15 protein-coding genes are annotated in these 15,416 nt (G+C 61.8%); 8 read left to right on the top strand and 7 right to left on the bottom strand.

What is annotated here, in order from left to right; genetic code table 11:
• Positions 1-47 precede the first annotated feature (47 nt).
• Positions 48-698: a TetR family transcriptional regulator C-terminal domain-containing protein gene (locus FFS60_RS07870; RefSeq protein WP_028626500.1), complete on the bottom strand. Its 651-nt coding sequence runs from the start codon at positions 696-698 to the stop codon at positions 48-50.
• Positions 699-848: 150 nt separating this feature from the next.
• On the opposite strand from FFS60_RS07870, the gene FFS60_RS07865 reads away from it, so the two are divergent.
• The 4 genes from FFS60_RS07865 to FFS60_RS07850 all read left to right on the top strand — a co-directional run bounded on the left by FFS60_RS07865 (position 849) and on the right by FFS60_RS07850 (position 4,800).
• The gene (locus FFS60_RS07865) at positions 849-1,943 is read left to right on the top strand and encodes a polyamine ABC transporter substrate-binding protein (protein ID WP_137821652.1); all 1,095 of its coding nucleotides are present in this window, start codon (positions 849-851) and stop codon (positions 1,941-1,943) included.
• Between the two features lie 31 nt (positions 1,944-1,974).
• Positions 1,975-3,393: an aminotransferase gene (locus tag FFS60_RS07860; RefSeq protein ID WP_137821651.1), complete on the top strand. Its 1,419-nt coding sequence runs from the start codon at positions 1,975-1,977 to the stop codon at positions 3,391-3,393.
• A 43-nt stretch (positions 3,394-3,436) separates the two neighbouring features.
• The gene (locus FFS60_RS07855; RefSeq protein WP_137821650.1) at positions 3,437-4,288 is read left to right on the top strand and encodes a LuxR C-terminal-related transcriptional regulator; all 852 of its coding nucleotides are present in this window, start codon (positions 3,437-3,439) and stop codon (positions 4,286-4,288) included.
• A gap of 86 nt (positions 4,289-4,374) precedes the next feature.
• On the top strand, positions 4,375-4,800 hold the full coding sequence (locus tag FFS60_RS07850) for an organic hydroperoxide resistance protein (RefSeq protein ID WP_137821649.1): 426 nt from the start codon (positions 4,375-4,377) through the stop codon (positions 4,798-4,800).
• A 75-nt stretch (positions 4,801-4,875) separates the two neighbouring features.
• Here FFS60_RS07850 and cheR read toward each other — a convergent pair whose 3' ends face one another.
• Positions 4,876-5,703: a protein-glutamate O-methyltransferase CheR gene (gene cheR / locus FFS60_RS07845; RefSeq protein ID WP_028626495.1), complete on the bottom strand. Its 828-nt coding sequence runs from the start codon at positions 5,701-5,703 to the stop codon at positions 4,876-4,878.
• Between the two features lie 45 nt (positions 5,704-5,748).
• Positions 5,749-6,681 carry a chemotaxis protein CheV gene (locus FFS60_RS07840; protein ID WP_028626494.1) on the bottom strand — a complete coding sequence of 311 codons (933 nt, stop codon included), beginning with the start codon at positions 6,679-6,681 and terminating at the stop codon, positions 5,749-5,751.
• A gap of 76 nt (positions 6,682-6,757) precedes the next feature.
• On the opposite strand from FFS60_RS07840, the gene flgA reads away from it, so the two are divergent.
• The 4 genes from flgA (at position 6,758) to FFS60_RS07820 (ending at position 9,342) form a co-directional block, all read left to right on the top strand.
• On the top strand, positions 6,758-7,519 hold the full coding sequence (flgA, locus tag FFS60_RS07835; protein ID WP_137821648.1) for a flagellar basal body P-ring formation chaperone FlgA: 762 nt from the start codon (positions 6,758-6,760) through the stop codon (positions 7,517-7,519).
• A 129-nt stretch (positions 7,520-7,648) separates the two neighbouring features.
• On the top strand, positions 7,649-7,987 hold the full coding sequence (gene flgM / locus FFS60_RS07830; RefSeq protein ID WP_028626492.1) for a flagellar biosynthesis anti-sigma factor FlgM: 339 nt from the start codon (positions 7,649-7,651) through the stop codon (positions 7,985-7,987).
• Positions 7,988-8,035: 48 nt separating this feature from the next.
• Positions 8,036-8,503: a flagella synthesis protein FlgN gene (locus FFS60_RS07825; protein WP_137821647.1), complete on the top strand. Its 468-nt coding sequence runs from the start codon at positions 8,036-8,038 to the stop codon at positions 8,501-8,503.
• A gap of 89 nt (positions 8,504-8,592) precedes the next feature.
• Positions 8,593-9,342, top strand: coding sequence for a flagellar brake protein (locus FFS60_RS07820; RefSeq protein ID WP_137821646.1), 750 nt, complete (start codon positions 8,593-8,595; stop codon positions 9,340-9,342).
• Positions 9,343-9,410: 68 nt separating this feature from the next.
• Here FFS60_RS07820 and FFS60_RS07815 read toward each other — a convergent pair whose 3' ends face one another.
• The 4 genes from FFS60_RS07815 to FFS60_RS07800 all read right to left on the bottom strand — a co-directional run bounded on the left by FFS60_RS07815 (position 9,411) and on the right by FFS60_RS07800 (position 15,134).
• A complete protein-coding gene (locus FFS60_RS07815; protein WP_137821645.1) occupies positions 9,411-10,031 on the bottom strand; it encodes a TIGR04282 family arsenosugar biosynthesis glycosyltransferase in 621 nt (206 codons plus the stop codon).
• Positions 10,032-10,130: 99 nt separating this feature from the next.
• Positions 10,131-11,459, bottom strand: a complete 1,329-nt coding sequence (locus tag FFS60_RS07810; RefSeq protein WP_137821644.1) for an MFS transporter — start codon at positions 11,457-11,459, stop codon at positions 10,131-10,133.
• Positions 11,460-11,519: 60 nt separating this feature from the next.
• Positions 11,520-12,761, bottom strand: coding sequence for a glutamine synthetase family protein (locus FFS60_RS07805; RefSeq protein ID WP_171016504.1), 1,242 nt, complete (start codon positions 12,759-12,761; stop codon positions 11,520-11,522).
• A 366-nt stretch (positions 12,762-13,127) separates the two neighbouring features.
• Complete coding sequence (locus FFS60_RS07800; RefSeq protein WP_137821642.1) at positions 13,128-15,134, bottom strand: nucleoside-diphosphate sugar epimerase/dehydratase; 2,007 nt, start codon at positions 15,132-15,134, stop codon at positions 13,128-13,130.
• Positions 15,135-15,416 lie beyond the last annotated feature (282 nt).

Below are 15,416 nucleotides of genomic sequence, written 5' to 3'. Positions count from 1 at the left end.
TCTTATTGTTGGAGGTGGCTGGAGGTTATCGCCAGTTGAACGACCGATCAACAGACCCCGACGGGCCGCAGAAACCGCTGTACGCCGCCGGCCTGGAGGCCATCCACCCAGGCTTCGCAGATCAGCACACCCTGCTCCGGGGTGAAGGTTTGCGGATTCAGCCCGGACTCCAGCCAGAGGCCGTCGAGCAACGCACTCAGGCTGATGGCCGCCAATTCCGCATCGAATCCCTGCCAGCGCTCCTCTATCGCGAGTTCGCTGAGCGACTTGGCGAGGATGGCGCGGTACTCGCCATAGGACTGGTCATGGGCTGAGTTGATGGCCTGGGCGGTTTTCACCGCGCCCCAGAAGGCCAGCCAGGCCTCCAGCAGTTGTGGGTCCAGCAACTCCGCGGAAAAGGATGCCCGAAAGAACGCCGACAGCCGTGCTCGTGGACTGGGTTGGGCTTCGTCGATGGCATCACGGAGCAGTTTCATCACCCGCCCGGTCACGGCCAGGTACGCCTCGGCGACCAGTTCGTCCTTACCGGCGTAGTGGTGGTTGATCAGCCCGACGGAAACCCCGGCCTCGGCGCAGATCTTGCGAATCGACGCGCCCTGGAAGCCATGCCGCTTGAGACAAGTGAGGGTCGCTTCGATCAGGTGGGCCTTGCGCAACTCGGGGTCCAGACGGGAGTAGCGCACATCCTGGGTCGTCATGCCGAAAGCTCCTGTGGTGATACGGCGAATCTGAACGACTGTACAGGAGGAAGTGAATTGCACCTACCCGTTCGGGTTATGGCTGCATCCGGGCAACCGGCGGAGAGTAGCCCCAGGTGACCCGATAACGACAATACAGGCGGAACCGACATGCGCAAGACACTGGTTGCAGCACTTGGCACGACTCTCATCCTGTTGCCGGCCCTGAGCCCAGCGGACGATGGCAATACCCTGCGTCTATACAACTGGTCGGATTACATAGGCGAGCACACCCTCGCCGAGTTCGAGAAAGCCAGCGGCATCAGGGTGGTCTATGACACCTTCGATTCCTACGAGACGGTCCAGGGCAAGCTGCTGCCGGGTCGCTCCGGCTACGACCTGGTGGTGCTCAACGCCGCCTTGGTGCCACCGCTGCTCCAGGCCGGTGTGTTCCAGCCGCTGGACAAGAGTCGCCTGCCCAGCTGGGGCAACCTGGACCGTCAGGTACTGGCCAGCCTCGAGCACTTCGACCTGGGCGTGACCTACTCGGCGCCCTACACCTGGGGCAGTAACGGCATCACCTACAACGTGGACATGATCAAGGCGCGCATGCCCGATGCGCCCATTGGCTCCCTGGCGATGATCTTCGACCCCGAGGTGGTGTCGCGCTTCGCCGATTGCGGCGTGACCCTGATCGACTCGCCCACGGATGTTCTACCCCTCGCCCTGGCCTACCTCGGTCGCGACCCCAACAGCGCGGCCCCCGACGACCTCAAGGCCGCCCAGGACCTGCTGATGAAGGTGCGCCCCTATATCCGCAAGTTCGACTCCATGAGCTACCTCAACGGCCTGGCCAACGGCGACCAATGCATCGCCATGACCTGGTCCGGCGACTACGCCACGGCCCAGGCCCGCGCCACCGAAGCCGGCGCCAAGGTGAAGCTGGACTACTTCATCCCCAAGGAAGGCTCGCTGATCTGGTTCGATGACTTCTACATCCCCAAGGACGCGCCCCATGTGGAGAACGCCCACAAGTTCATCGAATACATGCTGCAGCCCAAGGTGATCGCCCAGGTCACCGACTACATCCGTTATGCCAACAGCAATGAGGCCGCCACTCCGCTGGTAGCCGCCGAGGTGCGCAACGACCCGGCGATCTACCCCGACGACGCGACCCGCGCCCGGCTCTTCACCCAGAAACCGCAGCCGCCCAAGGCCATGCGCCTGATCACCCGCACCTGGAATGCGGTCAAGACCGGCAAGTGATTTGAACTGCCCTGTATCAGAGGTAAAGAACATGAACACCCCAAACGCCGACTTCTTCGCCCAGTTCGACAATGAGCGCCTGGTGGCCGCCGACAAGGCGCACTACATGCACGGCTATCACGTCTTCGACGACCATCGGGAAAACGGTGCGCTGAACATCGCCGCCGGCAGCGGCGCCTATATTTTCGACACGGCCGGCAATCGCTACCTGGACGCCGTGGGCGGCATGTGGTGCACCAACATCGGCCTGGGCCGCGAGGAAATGGCCGAGGCCATCGCCGACCAGGTGCGCCGCCTGGCCTACTCAAATCCCTTCTGCGACATGGCCAACGTCACCGCCATCGAGCTTTGCGAAAAGCTCGCCGAACTGGCGCCCGGTGATCTCAACCACGTGTTCCTCACCACTGGTGGTTCCACTGCTGTGGATACCGCCTACCGTCTGGTGCAGTACTACCAGAATTGCCGTGGGCTGCCGGCGAAGAAGCACGTCATCACCCGGGTCAACGCTTACCACGGCTCCACCTACCTGACCATGTCCCTGGGCGGCAAGGCAGCGGACCGGCCGGCGGAGTTCGACTTCCTCAAGGATCGCATCCACCACATTTCCTGCCCCAATCCCTACCGCGCTCCAGAGGGCATGGACGAAGCGCAGTTCCTGGACTTCCTGGTGAACGAGTTCGAGGACAAGATACTCACCCTGGGCGCGGATCGGGTGGCGGCGTTCCTTGCCGAGCCGATCATGGGTTCAGGCGGTGTGATCATTCCGCCGGCCGGCTACCACAAGCGCATGTGGGAGGTCTGCCAACGCCACGACGTGCTCTATGTCTCGGACGAGGTGGTGACCTCCTTTGGCCGACTCGGCGCCTTCTTCGCCTCGGAGGATGTCTTCGGCGTAGTACCGGACATCATCACCACGGCCAAGGGCCTGACCTCCGGCTACCTGCCGCTGGGTGCCTGCATCTTCTCCGACCGCATCTGGCAGGTGATCGGCGAGCCGGGCAAGGGCCGTTGCTTCAGCCATGGGTTCACCTACAGCGGGCACCCGGTGAGCTGTGTCAGCGCGCTGAAGAACATCGAGATCATCCAGCGAGAAAACCTGCTGGCCCAGGTGAATGAAGTGGGCGCCTACCTGGAAGAGCGACTGCAAAGCCTGGCCGACCTGCCGCTGGTGGGCAGCGTGCGGTGCCAGAAACTGATGGCCTGCGTGGAGTTCGTCGCCGACAAGGCGAGCAAAACGCTGTTCCCCGATGAGCTGAACATCGGCGAGCAGATCCACCTGCGGGCACAGAAGCGCGGCCTGCTGGTCCGGCCGATCGTGCATCTGAACGTGATGTCGCCCCCGCTGACCATCACCCGCGCGCAGGTCGACGAAATCGTCGAAACGCTGCGCGAAGCCATCCTGGAAACCGCTGCCGACCTGCAGCGCAGCGGTGACTATGCGGGCCGATGACGACGTTTTGCAGCGGCCGGAGGGCGCCAGTAGACTGCCGGACATGACTGACAGCACTGCGCCCCAAACCCCGACCCTCGCCACCCTGCATGCCTGGCATGCAGGGTTGGCGCAGGCCATGCTCAATGTCGGCGAACCGACGTTCTGCGAACGCCTGGCCGACGCGCTGGATAGCCTGGTGCCCATCGAGTCGATACTGCTCGGGCTGGAATGCAAGGGCCTGCCACCTCGCCCGCTCTACCAGCGTGGCATCCCGACGGAATACCGCGAGGCGCTGATCGAGCGCTATTACGCCCGTGGCTACATGCTCGACCCCTTCTGCCTGGCCCTTGAGAACGGACTGGCGGAAGGCTTCTACCACCTCTCGGAAATCGCCCCGGACGACTTCTTCAACAGCGAGTACTACCGCACCTACTACCTCAAGTGCGGCTCGGTGGAAGACGCCCATTTCATCGTCGACCTCGGCGGCCAGCGCAAAGTCTCCCTCTGCGTCTACCAGGGCCGCAGCGGTGCATGCTTCAGCAGCGCCGAACTGGACCTGCTGCGGGCCGCAGAACCCCTGGTACGCGAGCTGATCCGCCAGTTCGACGAACGCGGCGGCCTGGCCCGCAGCCTGGACGGCCGAAGCCCAGAGCCGTTGCACAGCCCCATGCCCGCCGCGTTCAACCAGCAGATTCGCGCCGCATTCATGAACTTCGGCTGCGACCGCCTGACCGAGCGCGAACGGGAAATCGCCCACCTGCTACTGCGGGGCCACTCGGCCAAGTCCAGCGCCAAGGTGCTGGAGATATCCCCGGAAACGGTACGCATGCACCGCAAGAATCTCTACACAAAGCTGGAGATCGGCTCCCAGGCGGAGCTGTTCGCCCTGTTCATCGACTGGCTGACCAGCTGAAGGGCTGCCTTCAGTCAGACGGATGTGAGCAGGTCGAATCCTTTGACTAGGCTTGCTTGTCTCTGCCACCAATCCGGAGACCTCTCATGCCCATCGAGAAAGCCCTGTATACCGCCCACGCCGAAGCCTACGGCGGCCGTGAAGGCCGCGCCGTGTCCTCGGATGGCGTGCTGGATGTGAAATTGACTACGCCCAAGGAACTGGGCGGCCCCGGCGGTGATGGCACCAATCCCGAGCAATTGTTCGCCGCCGGCTATTCGGCATGCTTTCTCGGCGCCATCAAGTTCGTCGCCGGCAAGGAGAAGATCGCCCTGAGCGAGGACACCTCTATAGAAGGAGCGGTGGGAATCGGCACCTTGCCCACGGGCTTCGGCATCGAGGTCGAACTGAAGATCTCCCTGCCCGGGCTGGACAAGCAGGCGGCAAAGGAGCTGGTGGACAAGGCGCATATCGTTTGCCCGTACTCCAACGCAACGCGCGGGAATATCAACGTGACGCTGACCCTGGTGTGAGCCCCGTAGCCCGGATTGCATCCGGGCTACGTCAGCGGTGTACAAACGAAGAGGGAGGCCATTGGCCTCCCTCGTTCATTTCACCTTGTAGATGATCCCCGGACTGCACTGAACCATCTGGTAGTGGTCCGGCAAACCGTTGAGCGCCTCGGAGGCGCCGAGAAACAGATAGCCACCGGGCTTCAGGGTGGCATGGATGCGGGTGAGGATGTCCTTCTTCACGTCTGCGGAGAAGTAGATCAGCACGTTACGACAGAAAACGATGTCGAACTTGCCCAGCGCCGCATAGCTGTCCAGCAGGTTCAGCGGGCGGAACTCCACACGGCTGCGAATGGCCGGCTTCACCACCCAGCGCCCCGGCCCCTTCGGGTCGAAGTAGCGGGTCAGGCGCTCCTGTGACAGGCCACGGCCCATGGCCAGGCTGTCATATTCCCCCGCCTTGCAGGCAGCCAGCATGGAGCTGGACAGGTCGGTGGCGACGATGCGCGCCCCCGCCTTGAGCTGGCCAAGGTTGACTTTCTCGAACTCGTCGATCGACATGGAAATGGAGAAAGGTTCCTGCCCCGAAGAGCTGGCCGCCGACCAGATTCGCAGCGGCTGGTTCGGATTGGCCTTGATCAGCTCGGGCAACACCCGGCTTTTCAGCACCTCGAAGGGGTAGGTATCTCGAAACCAGAGGGTTTCGTTGGTCGTCATGGCATCGATGACCTGTTCACGCAGGCCACCGCGGGAGAATCCCTGAATGCGCTGGGTCAGTTCACCCAGGGTCTTGATGCCATTCTGCTCCATCAGCTTGTTCAGCCGGCTGGAAACCAGATACTGCTTGTTGCTGCCCAGCAGAATGCCGCAGGTCTTTTCCAGGAACACCCGGAACTGCTCGAACTCCACATTACCTGAAGACACTAAGGGCGCCTCACGAATCTATTTCCATGTCCGGGGGCCGAGCCATCAGCCCCCATCCGTTACCTTGATGCGTTCTACTACCCGTGCCGCCAGGTCGTCCGGCTTGAACTTGGCGAGGAAGTCGTCCGCACCCACCTTCTTCACCATCGCCTGGTTGAACACACCGGAAAGCGAAGTATGCAGGAGGATATGCAGCTTCTGCATGCGCGGATCGTTGCGGATTTCGGCCGTCAGGGTGTAGCCGTCCATCTCCGGCATCTCGATGTCGGAAACGATCATCAGCAGTTCCTGATCCGGCGCCTTGCCCTCCTCCACCATTTCACGCAGGTAGTTGTAGGCCTGGCGCCCGTCGTTCAGGGCCTTCACCTCGACGCCGACGGTTTCCAGGCAGCGGACCACCTGCTTGCGCGCAACGGAGGAGTCGTCGACGATCAGGACCCGCTTGCTGACGGCCTTGCTCTGGGTCTCGATGTCGATCACGCCTTCGGACACCACCTCGGAGGTAGGGGCCACTTCGGCGAGGATCTTCTCGACGTCGATGATTTCCACCAATTGCTTGTCGACCCGGGTAACCGCCGTCAGGTAATGATCGCGCCCGGTTCCCTTGGGTGGCGGATGGATCTCCTCCCAGTTCATGTTGACAATGCGCTCCACCGAACGCACCAGGAAACCCTGCACCTTGGTGTTGTATTCCGTGATGATGACGAAGCTGTTCTTCAGGTCATCCAGGCCTCTGCGCCCGGTCGCCATGGACAGGTCGAGAATCGGAATGGTACCCCCACGGATATTGGCGACCCCGCGTACCACCGGGCTGGACTTGGGCATCAGGGTGAGGCGGGGGCACTGCAGCACCTCCTTCACCTTGAACACGTTGATCCCGTAGAGCTGCGATCCGTCGAGACGGAACAGCAGCAGTTCCAGGCGGTTCTGCCCAACCAGTTGGGTACGCTGGTTAACCGAATCCAAAACTCCGGCCATGACCAGACTCCTATTACAAGCCATTGAACGCCCGCATCAGACTAGCAGGCGGCACGAGCCTTGCTTCTCAGTTTGCATGAACGCTATGACGACGCTTTTCCGACACCTGATGGCAAAACGCCGCAAATCACTTGCGGCTGTTTTACCCGCTTTGTGCTGTCTCGGCTACAGTCCGGCGTCGAGTGCAACGGTGACGTCGCCTGAGGTGCTTATCGGCACGGCCGAGGGCTTTCTTGAGTATGCGGTCGAAGAATATCTGCAACGGAGCAGTATCCAGGGCCGCAGCGAAATCCAGGTCAACCGCCTCGATCCGCGGCTGCGTCTCGCGGAGTGCGACAAGGATTTGACGAGCCAGCTGGAAAGCCCGGCACAGCCGCTGGGGCGCGTCACCGTTCGTATCCGTTGTGACGGCAGTTCGCCCTGGACCGTGTTCGTACCGGCCCAGGTGAAGCTGTATCGCGATGTGGTGGTGGTCACCCGGCCGTTGCGCCGCGGGGCACCCATCGGGCCCCAGGATGTGACGGTGGCTGAGCGCGACGTGGGTACCCTGAGCCAGGGATTCCTCAGCGATCCGGGACAGATCGTCGGCCAGAAGACCACCCGCACCCTGCTCCCCGACCAGGTACTGGCACCGCTTCACCTGCAGCAGGCCGAGGTGGTGAGCAAGGGCGATCAGGTGGTGATCAGCGCCCAAAGTCCGGCAATCAATGTCCGGATGCCCGGCGAGGCGCTGGCCAACGGTGCGCCGGGCGAGCAGATCCGGGTTCGCAACCTGAGTTCCGGCCGTGTGATCAGGGCACGCGTCAAGCGCCCGGGCCAGGTCGAAGTGGACATGTAGGCATGATTCCGCTGGCGCCAAAGTGGGCTGATTTCCTAAACTCAGCCAGTACAGAAGAATTTTCTAAAGTTATCCCGGACAGGGCCGATAAAACGGTAAGCGTCCAACTAGCGTCCGAGGTTCAGCATCATGGTTATCGACTTCAACCGGCTCAATAACGGCCCCACGCCCGCAAGCACGGGGCGTACCGGCAGCACCCAGGCCGGCAAGAGCGAAACCGTCACCAGCGGCCAGACTGCATCGACCCAGACTACCGGCGAGCAGGCTCCAGCTGCCAAGAGCGGCGAATCCGTGCAACTGAGCAGTGAAGCTCAGGTGTTGCAGAAAGCCGGTGAAAAACTGCGCGACCTGCCCGTTGTGGACAAGGAGCGTGTAGAAAAACTCAAGCAGGCCATTGCCGACGGCTCTTACCAGGTCGACAGCAAGCGCGTGGCCAGCAAGCTGCTGAACTTCGAATCCCAGCGCTAGTCCACGGGCAGCGCTGGGGAACTTGGACGCTAGGCCCCCAGAGCGCGTATGCACGACACCAACCTGCTTCAACTGTTCACCGACGATATCGGCCACGCCCAACGTTTGCTTGAGCTGATGGACGAAGAATTCCAGGCCATGGGCGAGCGCGATCTCGCCCGCCTCGAAAAGCTGCTTGCCGACAAGCAGCCTCTTCTCGCCCAACTCGACCAGCATGGCCGCCAACGCAGCCAGTTGCTGGCCAGCCTTCAACTCAGCGCCGACCGCGCCGGACTACAGAAACTCGCCGAACGCTCTGCCCTGGGCGCGGACCTGCTCGACCGCAGTGACGAGCTGGGCGAGCTACTGGAGCGCTGCAAGGCATCCAACGAGCGCAATGGCCGCCTGATCCGCGCCAACCGGGCATCAGTCAGCAGCATGCTTGGCATCCTCCGCGGCGGCGAAACGCCTAGCCTCTATGACAGCCGAGGGGCTGCCGCTAGAATCGGCCAGCAGCGCCCGCTCAGTCGGGCCTGACAGACACTACAAGAAAAGCACAAAGACATAGAGGCACGATGCCACTGCTCTTTGCGTGACCTGCTTTTGCGTTTGGAGAGACCTGGACCGTGTCCAACCCATTCCACGAAGAGAACGGCCCACAGCCCCCAAAAGTGCTCAAGGCACCGGTAGAAATCCTGGCCAACCTTCGTCTGCTGCAGCAACACCACGATCCGCTGATCATCACCTTCCATGACCGTAACCAGCGCTTCCAGAGCTATCTGGTGGACGTTGACCGCGACCGCGGCCTGATCGCCCTGGATGAACTGATCCCGAACGACGGCGAACGCTTCCTGAAGAACGGCGAGACCTTCCGGGTCGAAAGCTTCCATGAGGGCGTGCGAATCGCCTGGGAGACGCAGCAACCCGCCACCGTCGGCGAGTTCGAGGGTGACCGCTGCTACTGGTGCGCCCTGCCCGATGAAGTGACCTACCACCAGCGCCGCAACGCTTTCCGCGCGCCCCTCAAACAGAGCCAACTGGTTCCCGTCGAATTGGACGGCGACAAGATGTCGTCACCGGTCAAGGGTGTGATGCTGGATATCTCGGCCACTGGATGCAAGCTTCGCTTCGAAGGCGACCTGAATGGCCGCCTGCAACCCGGCCAGGTCTATGAGCGTTTCAGTGCGAAGATGCCGATCGGCCCGGTCACCACACCAGTCGAGCTGCGCCACCTGCATTTCGACGAGAAGCTCGGCATGAGTTTCGTTGGAATCCGTTTCCACAAGATGAGCGGCCTGGTGCAACGCAATGTCGAGCGCTTCGTCTACCAGCTGCAGCGCGAAGCCCGGCGGTTCGAGAAAGACGAACTTTTCTAACGATCGATCAGGCATGCCCGGCGGCCAGGTCTCAGCCCCTGGCCAGCTTCAATCGCATCCGCCGCCGCTCAGGCAACCCCGAGCTTGAATCCCAGCCGCCCCAGGCGCGGCAAATGTTCAGGGCTGTCCAACACCCAGAGCGAAGGCAACAGTCCGTGCCGCCAATCCAGCTCCTGCAGGCGCTCACAGGTCAAGGCCAGCACCTGGTCACTGCCCCAAGGCATGGCTTCGAACAGGCGCGGATCGATGCGGCGAAGGCCGAGCAGCACATAGCGTCCGTCCTCGGTCGGACCTAGCACCGCATGATGTTGATCCAGTGCCTCGCAGGCAGCTGAGAGGTAATCGGCATCCAGCATCGGGCAATGCTGGCCGATAAGCACCACGGCATCGTTCTCGGAGAGGCCCAGGGCAGCGATACGTCGCATTCGCTCCCCCAGATCACCGACCGGCTGGCCCACCACCATCCAATCATTGTCCTCGGCCAGGGCTTCCAGGGCCTCGTCCGGACCATCCTCGATCCAGAAGATCCGCTCGCTAAAGCCCATGGGCGGGAGATTGAGAACGCGTGCCACCAGTTGCCTGTGCAACCGGCTCACCCCCTCCTCCCCCAATTCCGGAACCAGTCGGGGATGGAGCTTGCCAGCCTGCTGGGCACTGGCCAGCAGATGCAGGGAGATGCTCAACGTCATGACCAGGTCCTCCTTGAAGTCCCGAGGCAGGCCTCGGGCTTGAAGCTCAGGTAGCCACACTGGTCAATAATTGGGCAAAAGCGATGTGGCGTTGGGCCACTATTTTTCCGGCTGCGGTTGCGCGGAGGCCTCCTCGGTTGGCTCCGTTGGCGGCGGGGGGATATCCCCGTTCTGCATCTGGTCGTGTACAGCCTTCTCGTCGACCCGTGGGTCCAGGGCCGCCACCAGAGGCGAACTGATCATGTTGTCCGGGGTCGGCACATGGTGCAGCGGCGCCTCGTCGACCCGGTGTAGCCCGGTAACGGCATCCGGTCGTACCCGCAACACCAGGATCGTGGCGCAGAAGCAGACGAACGCATAGAGCATATTGGGCCCCAACTGCTTCATCAGCGCGCCGGTCAACAGCGGGCCGATGCTCGCCCCCACACCGAAGGTGATCAGCAACATCGCCGTCAGCGACACTCGCCGCTCGGCTTCTATATGGTCGTTGGAGAACGCCACGGCGAGCGGGTACAGGCTGAACTGCAGCAGGCAGACCAGGAAACCTACCGGGAACAGCACCTCGAGGGGCGCCGTCGGCATGATCGCCAGGGGCAAGGCAGACACGGCGAGCAAGGCCGCCGTGCTGCGAATCAGCACCGCGCGATCATGACGGTCCGACAGCCAACCCAGCGGCCACTGTACGAGGAGCCCGGCCAGGATGCAGCTCCCCATGAACAGGCCGACCTGGTCGATAGGCAAGCCCTGGGCCGTGGCGTAGAGCGGCGCCAGGCCGTAGAAGGAACCGATAACCAGACCGGAAACCAGCACGGTGGTCATGGACTGCGGCACTCGCTTGATGAAAAAGCGCGGCTCCAGCGGTGCCGGATGCAGAGGTGCCGGGTGCAGCTTGCGGGTCAGCGCCACCGGCACCAGGCACAGGGCGAAGCACATGGCCACCAGCATCAGCAATTCCGGCCCGAGGCCAGGGTGCAGGACCAGCACCAGTTGTCCCAATACCAGGCCGAGGTAGGACGCCACCATGTAGCCGGCAAAAACCTGGCCACGCTGGCTCGCATCGGCCTGCTCGGTGAGCCAGCTCTCGATCACCATGTACTGGCACATCATTCCCAGACCCACCAGCATCCGCATGAACAACCAGGCCGGCAGGAGGTCGATCAGACCGTGCCCGAGTACGGCCGCCGTCACCACCCCGGCACAGGCCACGTAGGCGCGGATATGCCCGACCCGCGCGATCAGCCGATGCCCCAGCTTGCCGCCGAGGATCAGGCCGAAATAGTTGGCCGCCATCAAAGCGCCGACCCAGAGCCCGTCCACCTTGTCCGCGGCCAGGCGCAGACCCAGGTAGGTACTGAGCAGGCCGGAGCCGATCAGCATGAGCAGGGTGGCGAAATACAGTGCGCGAAACGACTTCCAGATCCGATGCATCGGCGCTCCAGGCGGCTCCTTGTACAGGGAGGGCCGCCCGATCGGACGGCCCTTGGGCGATCAGACCTGAGAGGCGAGGATGCGCCGTTCCCAGGGCGTGATCTCATCGAAGAAGCTGCTGAGCTCCATCGTCTTTGTAGCAATGTAGCCTTCGATGAACTCCTTGCCGAACAGTTCACGCGCCAGATCACTGCGTTTCAGACGCTCAATCGCAGCATGCAGGGTACAGGGCAGCAACAACTCGTCCGGCGCCTCGAATTCGCCCTGGATCGGCGCGCTCGGCTGCAATTGCTGCTCCATCCCGTAGAGCCCGGCCGCCAGGCTGGCCGCAATGGCCAAATAAGGGTTGGCGTCTGCGCCGGGCAAGCGGTTCTCCACCCTTCTGGCCACCGGCGCGCTGGCTGGAATACGCAGGCCCGCCGCCCGGTTGTCGTGGGACCAGCAGGCATTGTTGGGCGAAGCATAAGGGTGGCAAAGCCGCTGGTAGGAGTTCACGTTTGGCGCGAAGAGCGCGGTGAAATCCGCCATGGCCGCCTGCTGGCCACCGATGAAGTGGGCAAAGGCCGCGGTGGGCTCGCCCTGGGTATCGCTGAAGATGTTCGCCTCGTCGTCGAGCGTCACCACACTCTGGTGGATATGCATCGAACTGCCCGGCGTATGGGCCAATGGCTTGGCCATGCAGACCACCTGAATGCCGTGCTTGAGCGCGACCTCCCTGAGCAGGTGTTTGAACAGGAAAGTCTGATCCGCGAGCAGCAGCGGGTCGCCATGGAGGAAGTTGATCTCGAACTGGCTGACGCCCATCTCGTGCATGAATGTATCGCGGGGCATGCCGAAGGCCACCATGCCGCGATAGACCTCCTCGAAGAACGGCCTCAGGCCATTGTTGGAGGACACGCTGAAAGCCGAACAACCGATCTCACGACGTCCGTCCAGCCCGAGTGGCGGCTGGAAAGCCTCCGTCGGATTCGGGTTGGGCGCGAAGACAAAGAACTCCAGCTCGGTGGCGACCACGGGCTTCCAGCCGTGCTCGGCATAGCGCTCCACCACCTTGCGCAGCAGCCCTCGCGTGGACAACCCCGAAGGTCGGCCGTCCAGCTCCTGGGCATCGCAGATCGCCAAGGCGCGGGGCCGATCGGCCCAGGGCAGGCAATGGATCTGGCTAGGCTCCGCGACCAGGGCCAGGTCGCCGTCGTCGCTGCCATAGAAACGGGCCGGCGGGTAACCGCCCATGATGCACTGCAGGAGCACACCCCGCGCCAGCTGCAAGCGGCGCCCGGAGAGGAAACCCTCCCCCGTCATCACCTTGCCCCGCATCACCCCGTTAAGGTCGGGGGTGACGCACTCGATCTCTTCTACGCCGGCCAGTCGCTCGGCGAGCGGGCTGCGGACTTTGGTAGTCATGGTTACTGTCCTTGTGCACTACAGCCGCTCTGGATGGCGGCTTGTACAAAATACGCACCGGCTGTTCGAAATATCAAGCGCTGCAAAAAGCCACCTGAAGCCGTAGGACTCTTCCAATTCTGGTCGCGGTAGGAATGGCAAATAGAAGGGAGGAAATGTGCTCTACGCATAGGCAGATTTCTTGCCGTTTATGCTCTTGGCACAACACTTCCTAAAACTGCAGAACCCAACTTAGCCACTCCCTCGCTTCCAACGTACCAACGATCAGGGTTCGATCCGACGCTGCTGATGTATCCAGTCGACGATTTCCCCGTCCGGGGCATAACCGCTGACGGTCTCTCGCAGCAACTGACGCACTTTAGCGTAATCGTCCTGCTGAACGGCCTCGAGCAAGGCAGCCAACACTGTCTTGAGAGCATCCCAGGGTAGATGCTCCTCATTGGCCCGCATGATCATCGGATGATCGGTGGGGCTGACGTTATCGCCGATCAGCAACTCTTCATACAGCTTCTCGCCGGGGCGCAAGCCGCTGAACTCAATGGCGATATCCCCGTGAGGATTCTTTTCCGAACGCACACTGAGGCCGGAGAGATGAATCATCTTTTCCGCCAGGTCGAGAATCTTTACCGGCTCGGCCATATCCAACACGAACACATCCCCCCCCTGCCCCATCGAGCCGGCTTGAATCACCAACTGAGCGGCCTCGGGAATGGTCATGAAGTAACGGGTGATATTGGGATGCGTGACCGTCACCGGCCCACCGCGACGAATTTGCGCATAGAACCGCGGGATCACTGACCCTGAGGAACCCAGCACATTTCCGAATCGCACCATGGTGAAACGGGTCTTGTTGACTTGATGGACGGCATCCTTGTCTGAAAACAAGACTGGAGCCGTTTCCCGGCTCAATGCCTGCAAAACCATCTCAGCCAGGCGCTTGGTGCTGCCCATCACGTTGGTCGGCCGCACCGCTTTGTCGGTGGAGATCAGCACGAAGTGCTCAACGCCGGCCCTCACCGCAGCCTGAGCGGTGTACAGAGAGCCCATGACGTTGTTCAGTACCCCCTCGGCAATGTTGTGCTCCACCATTGGCACATGCTTGTATGCGGCGGCATGGTAGACAGTGTCCACCTTCCAAGTCCGCATAATGTCCAGCAACCGCTCTGGATTACGGATGGAGCCCAGGATTGGCACCAGCCGGAGCGGCAAGGACTCACGCTCGATCCGTTGTTCAAGCTCGGCATGAATGCTGTACAGATTGAACTCGCTGTGCTCAAACAGCAGCAGCGTTGTGGGCTCACTCGCCATGATCTGGCGGCACAACTCAGAACCGATCGAGCCGCCAGCGCCGGTGACCATAACGGTCTGACCACGAATGCAACGCTCGAACAACTCCTGTTGCGGCGGAACAGCATCACGCCCGAGCAAGTCAGTGATATCCACTTCCTGGATGTCATCGACCTTCACACGCCCGCTGGCCAGATCCATAAAGCCGGGCACACTGCGTACATGTAGAGGGAACTGTTCAAGGAGCCCTAGCACCTCACGCCGGCGCCCGCGAGAAATAGAGGGCATTGCCAGCAATATCTCCTGCGCACCCGTTTCCTCGATCATCTGTTGGATATGCTTGGGCTTGAACACCCTCAGCCCGGCAATTACTCGACCGGCGATGCCGCTGTCATCGTCTATGAACGCCACCGGACGCATCGCGCGCCCCATACGCAAGGCCCCTACCAATTGGTTACCGGCAGCCCCGGCACCATAGATCGCCACCTTAGGCAAACCGTCATCACGGCTCATAAAGGGCATCGGTTGGCTGGCTGAAAACCAATCGCCCATAAAGTACTGACGCATTACCAGACGTAACCCGCCAAGCATCACCAAACTCAACCACCAGTAATTGAACACCAGTGAGCGCGGCACAGCTATTGGTGCATCGCGGTACCAATACACGGCCAGGGCGAGTAACAAAGCAGACAGGGTGACAGCCTTGGCAATCGCGAGCAGCGCATCGTTACCGAAGTAGCGCATCACCGCCCGGTACATACCGAACCTCACGAACAGCGGGATGGCGATCAGCGGGGCAGCCACGAACAGCCAGAGGTGCCCTCCCCAGGGCTGAATCAGATTGTCGGTGCCCAGACGTACGACAAACGCCAGCCACAAAGCAGCCCACACCAGCGCCACATCCGCAGTCACCTGCAACAAGCGCTTGTAGCGACGCGGTAGCCGCAACAGCCCTCCGCGCAACTTATCAGCAGTCCTTAACACTAGAGCGTCCTCTAAATCTTTAACAATCCAATAAGTGGAGCTGCCGCAAGGCAATTAATCTTCAGCGCCAAACACTCAGCCACCCATGCTCGGCATCAGCACAGGGTGATGCCCCTGCAAGGACTCCATCCTACGCACAGTTGGCATTCGTAACACCTGGCAATGAACTCAACCGCTCCCTCTCGTCGGGAGAGGACCCTAGGTGAGAGGGATTCTACTGCCTGCTGCTGGATATCCTGGCATCCCTTGTCGGAGCTAGCTTGCTAGCGAATGCGGACCTTT

The organism is Pseudomonas sp. D(2018) (assembly GCF_005502555.1).
GTDB classification, from domain to species: domain Bacteria; phylum Pseudomonadota; class Gammaproteobacteria; order Pseudomonadales; family Pseudomonadaceae; genus Metapseudomonas; species Metapseudomonas resinovorans.
The sequence above is the reverse complement of the archived record's forward strand: the minus strand, read 5'-3'. Positions and strand labels throughout refer to the sequence as shown.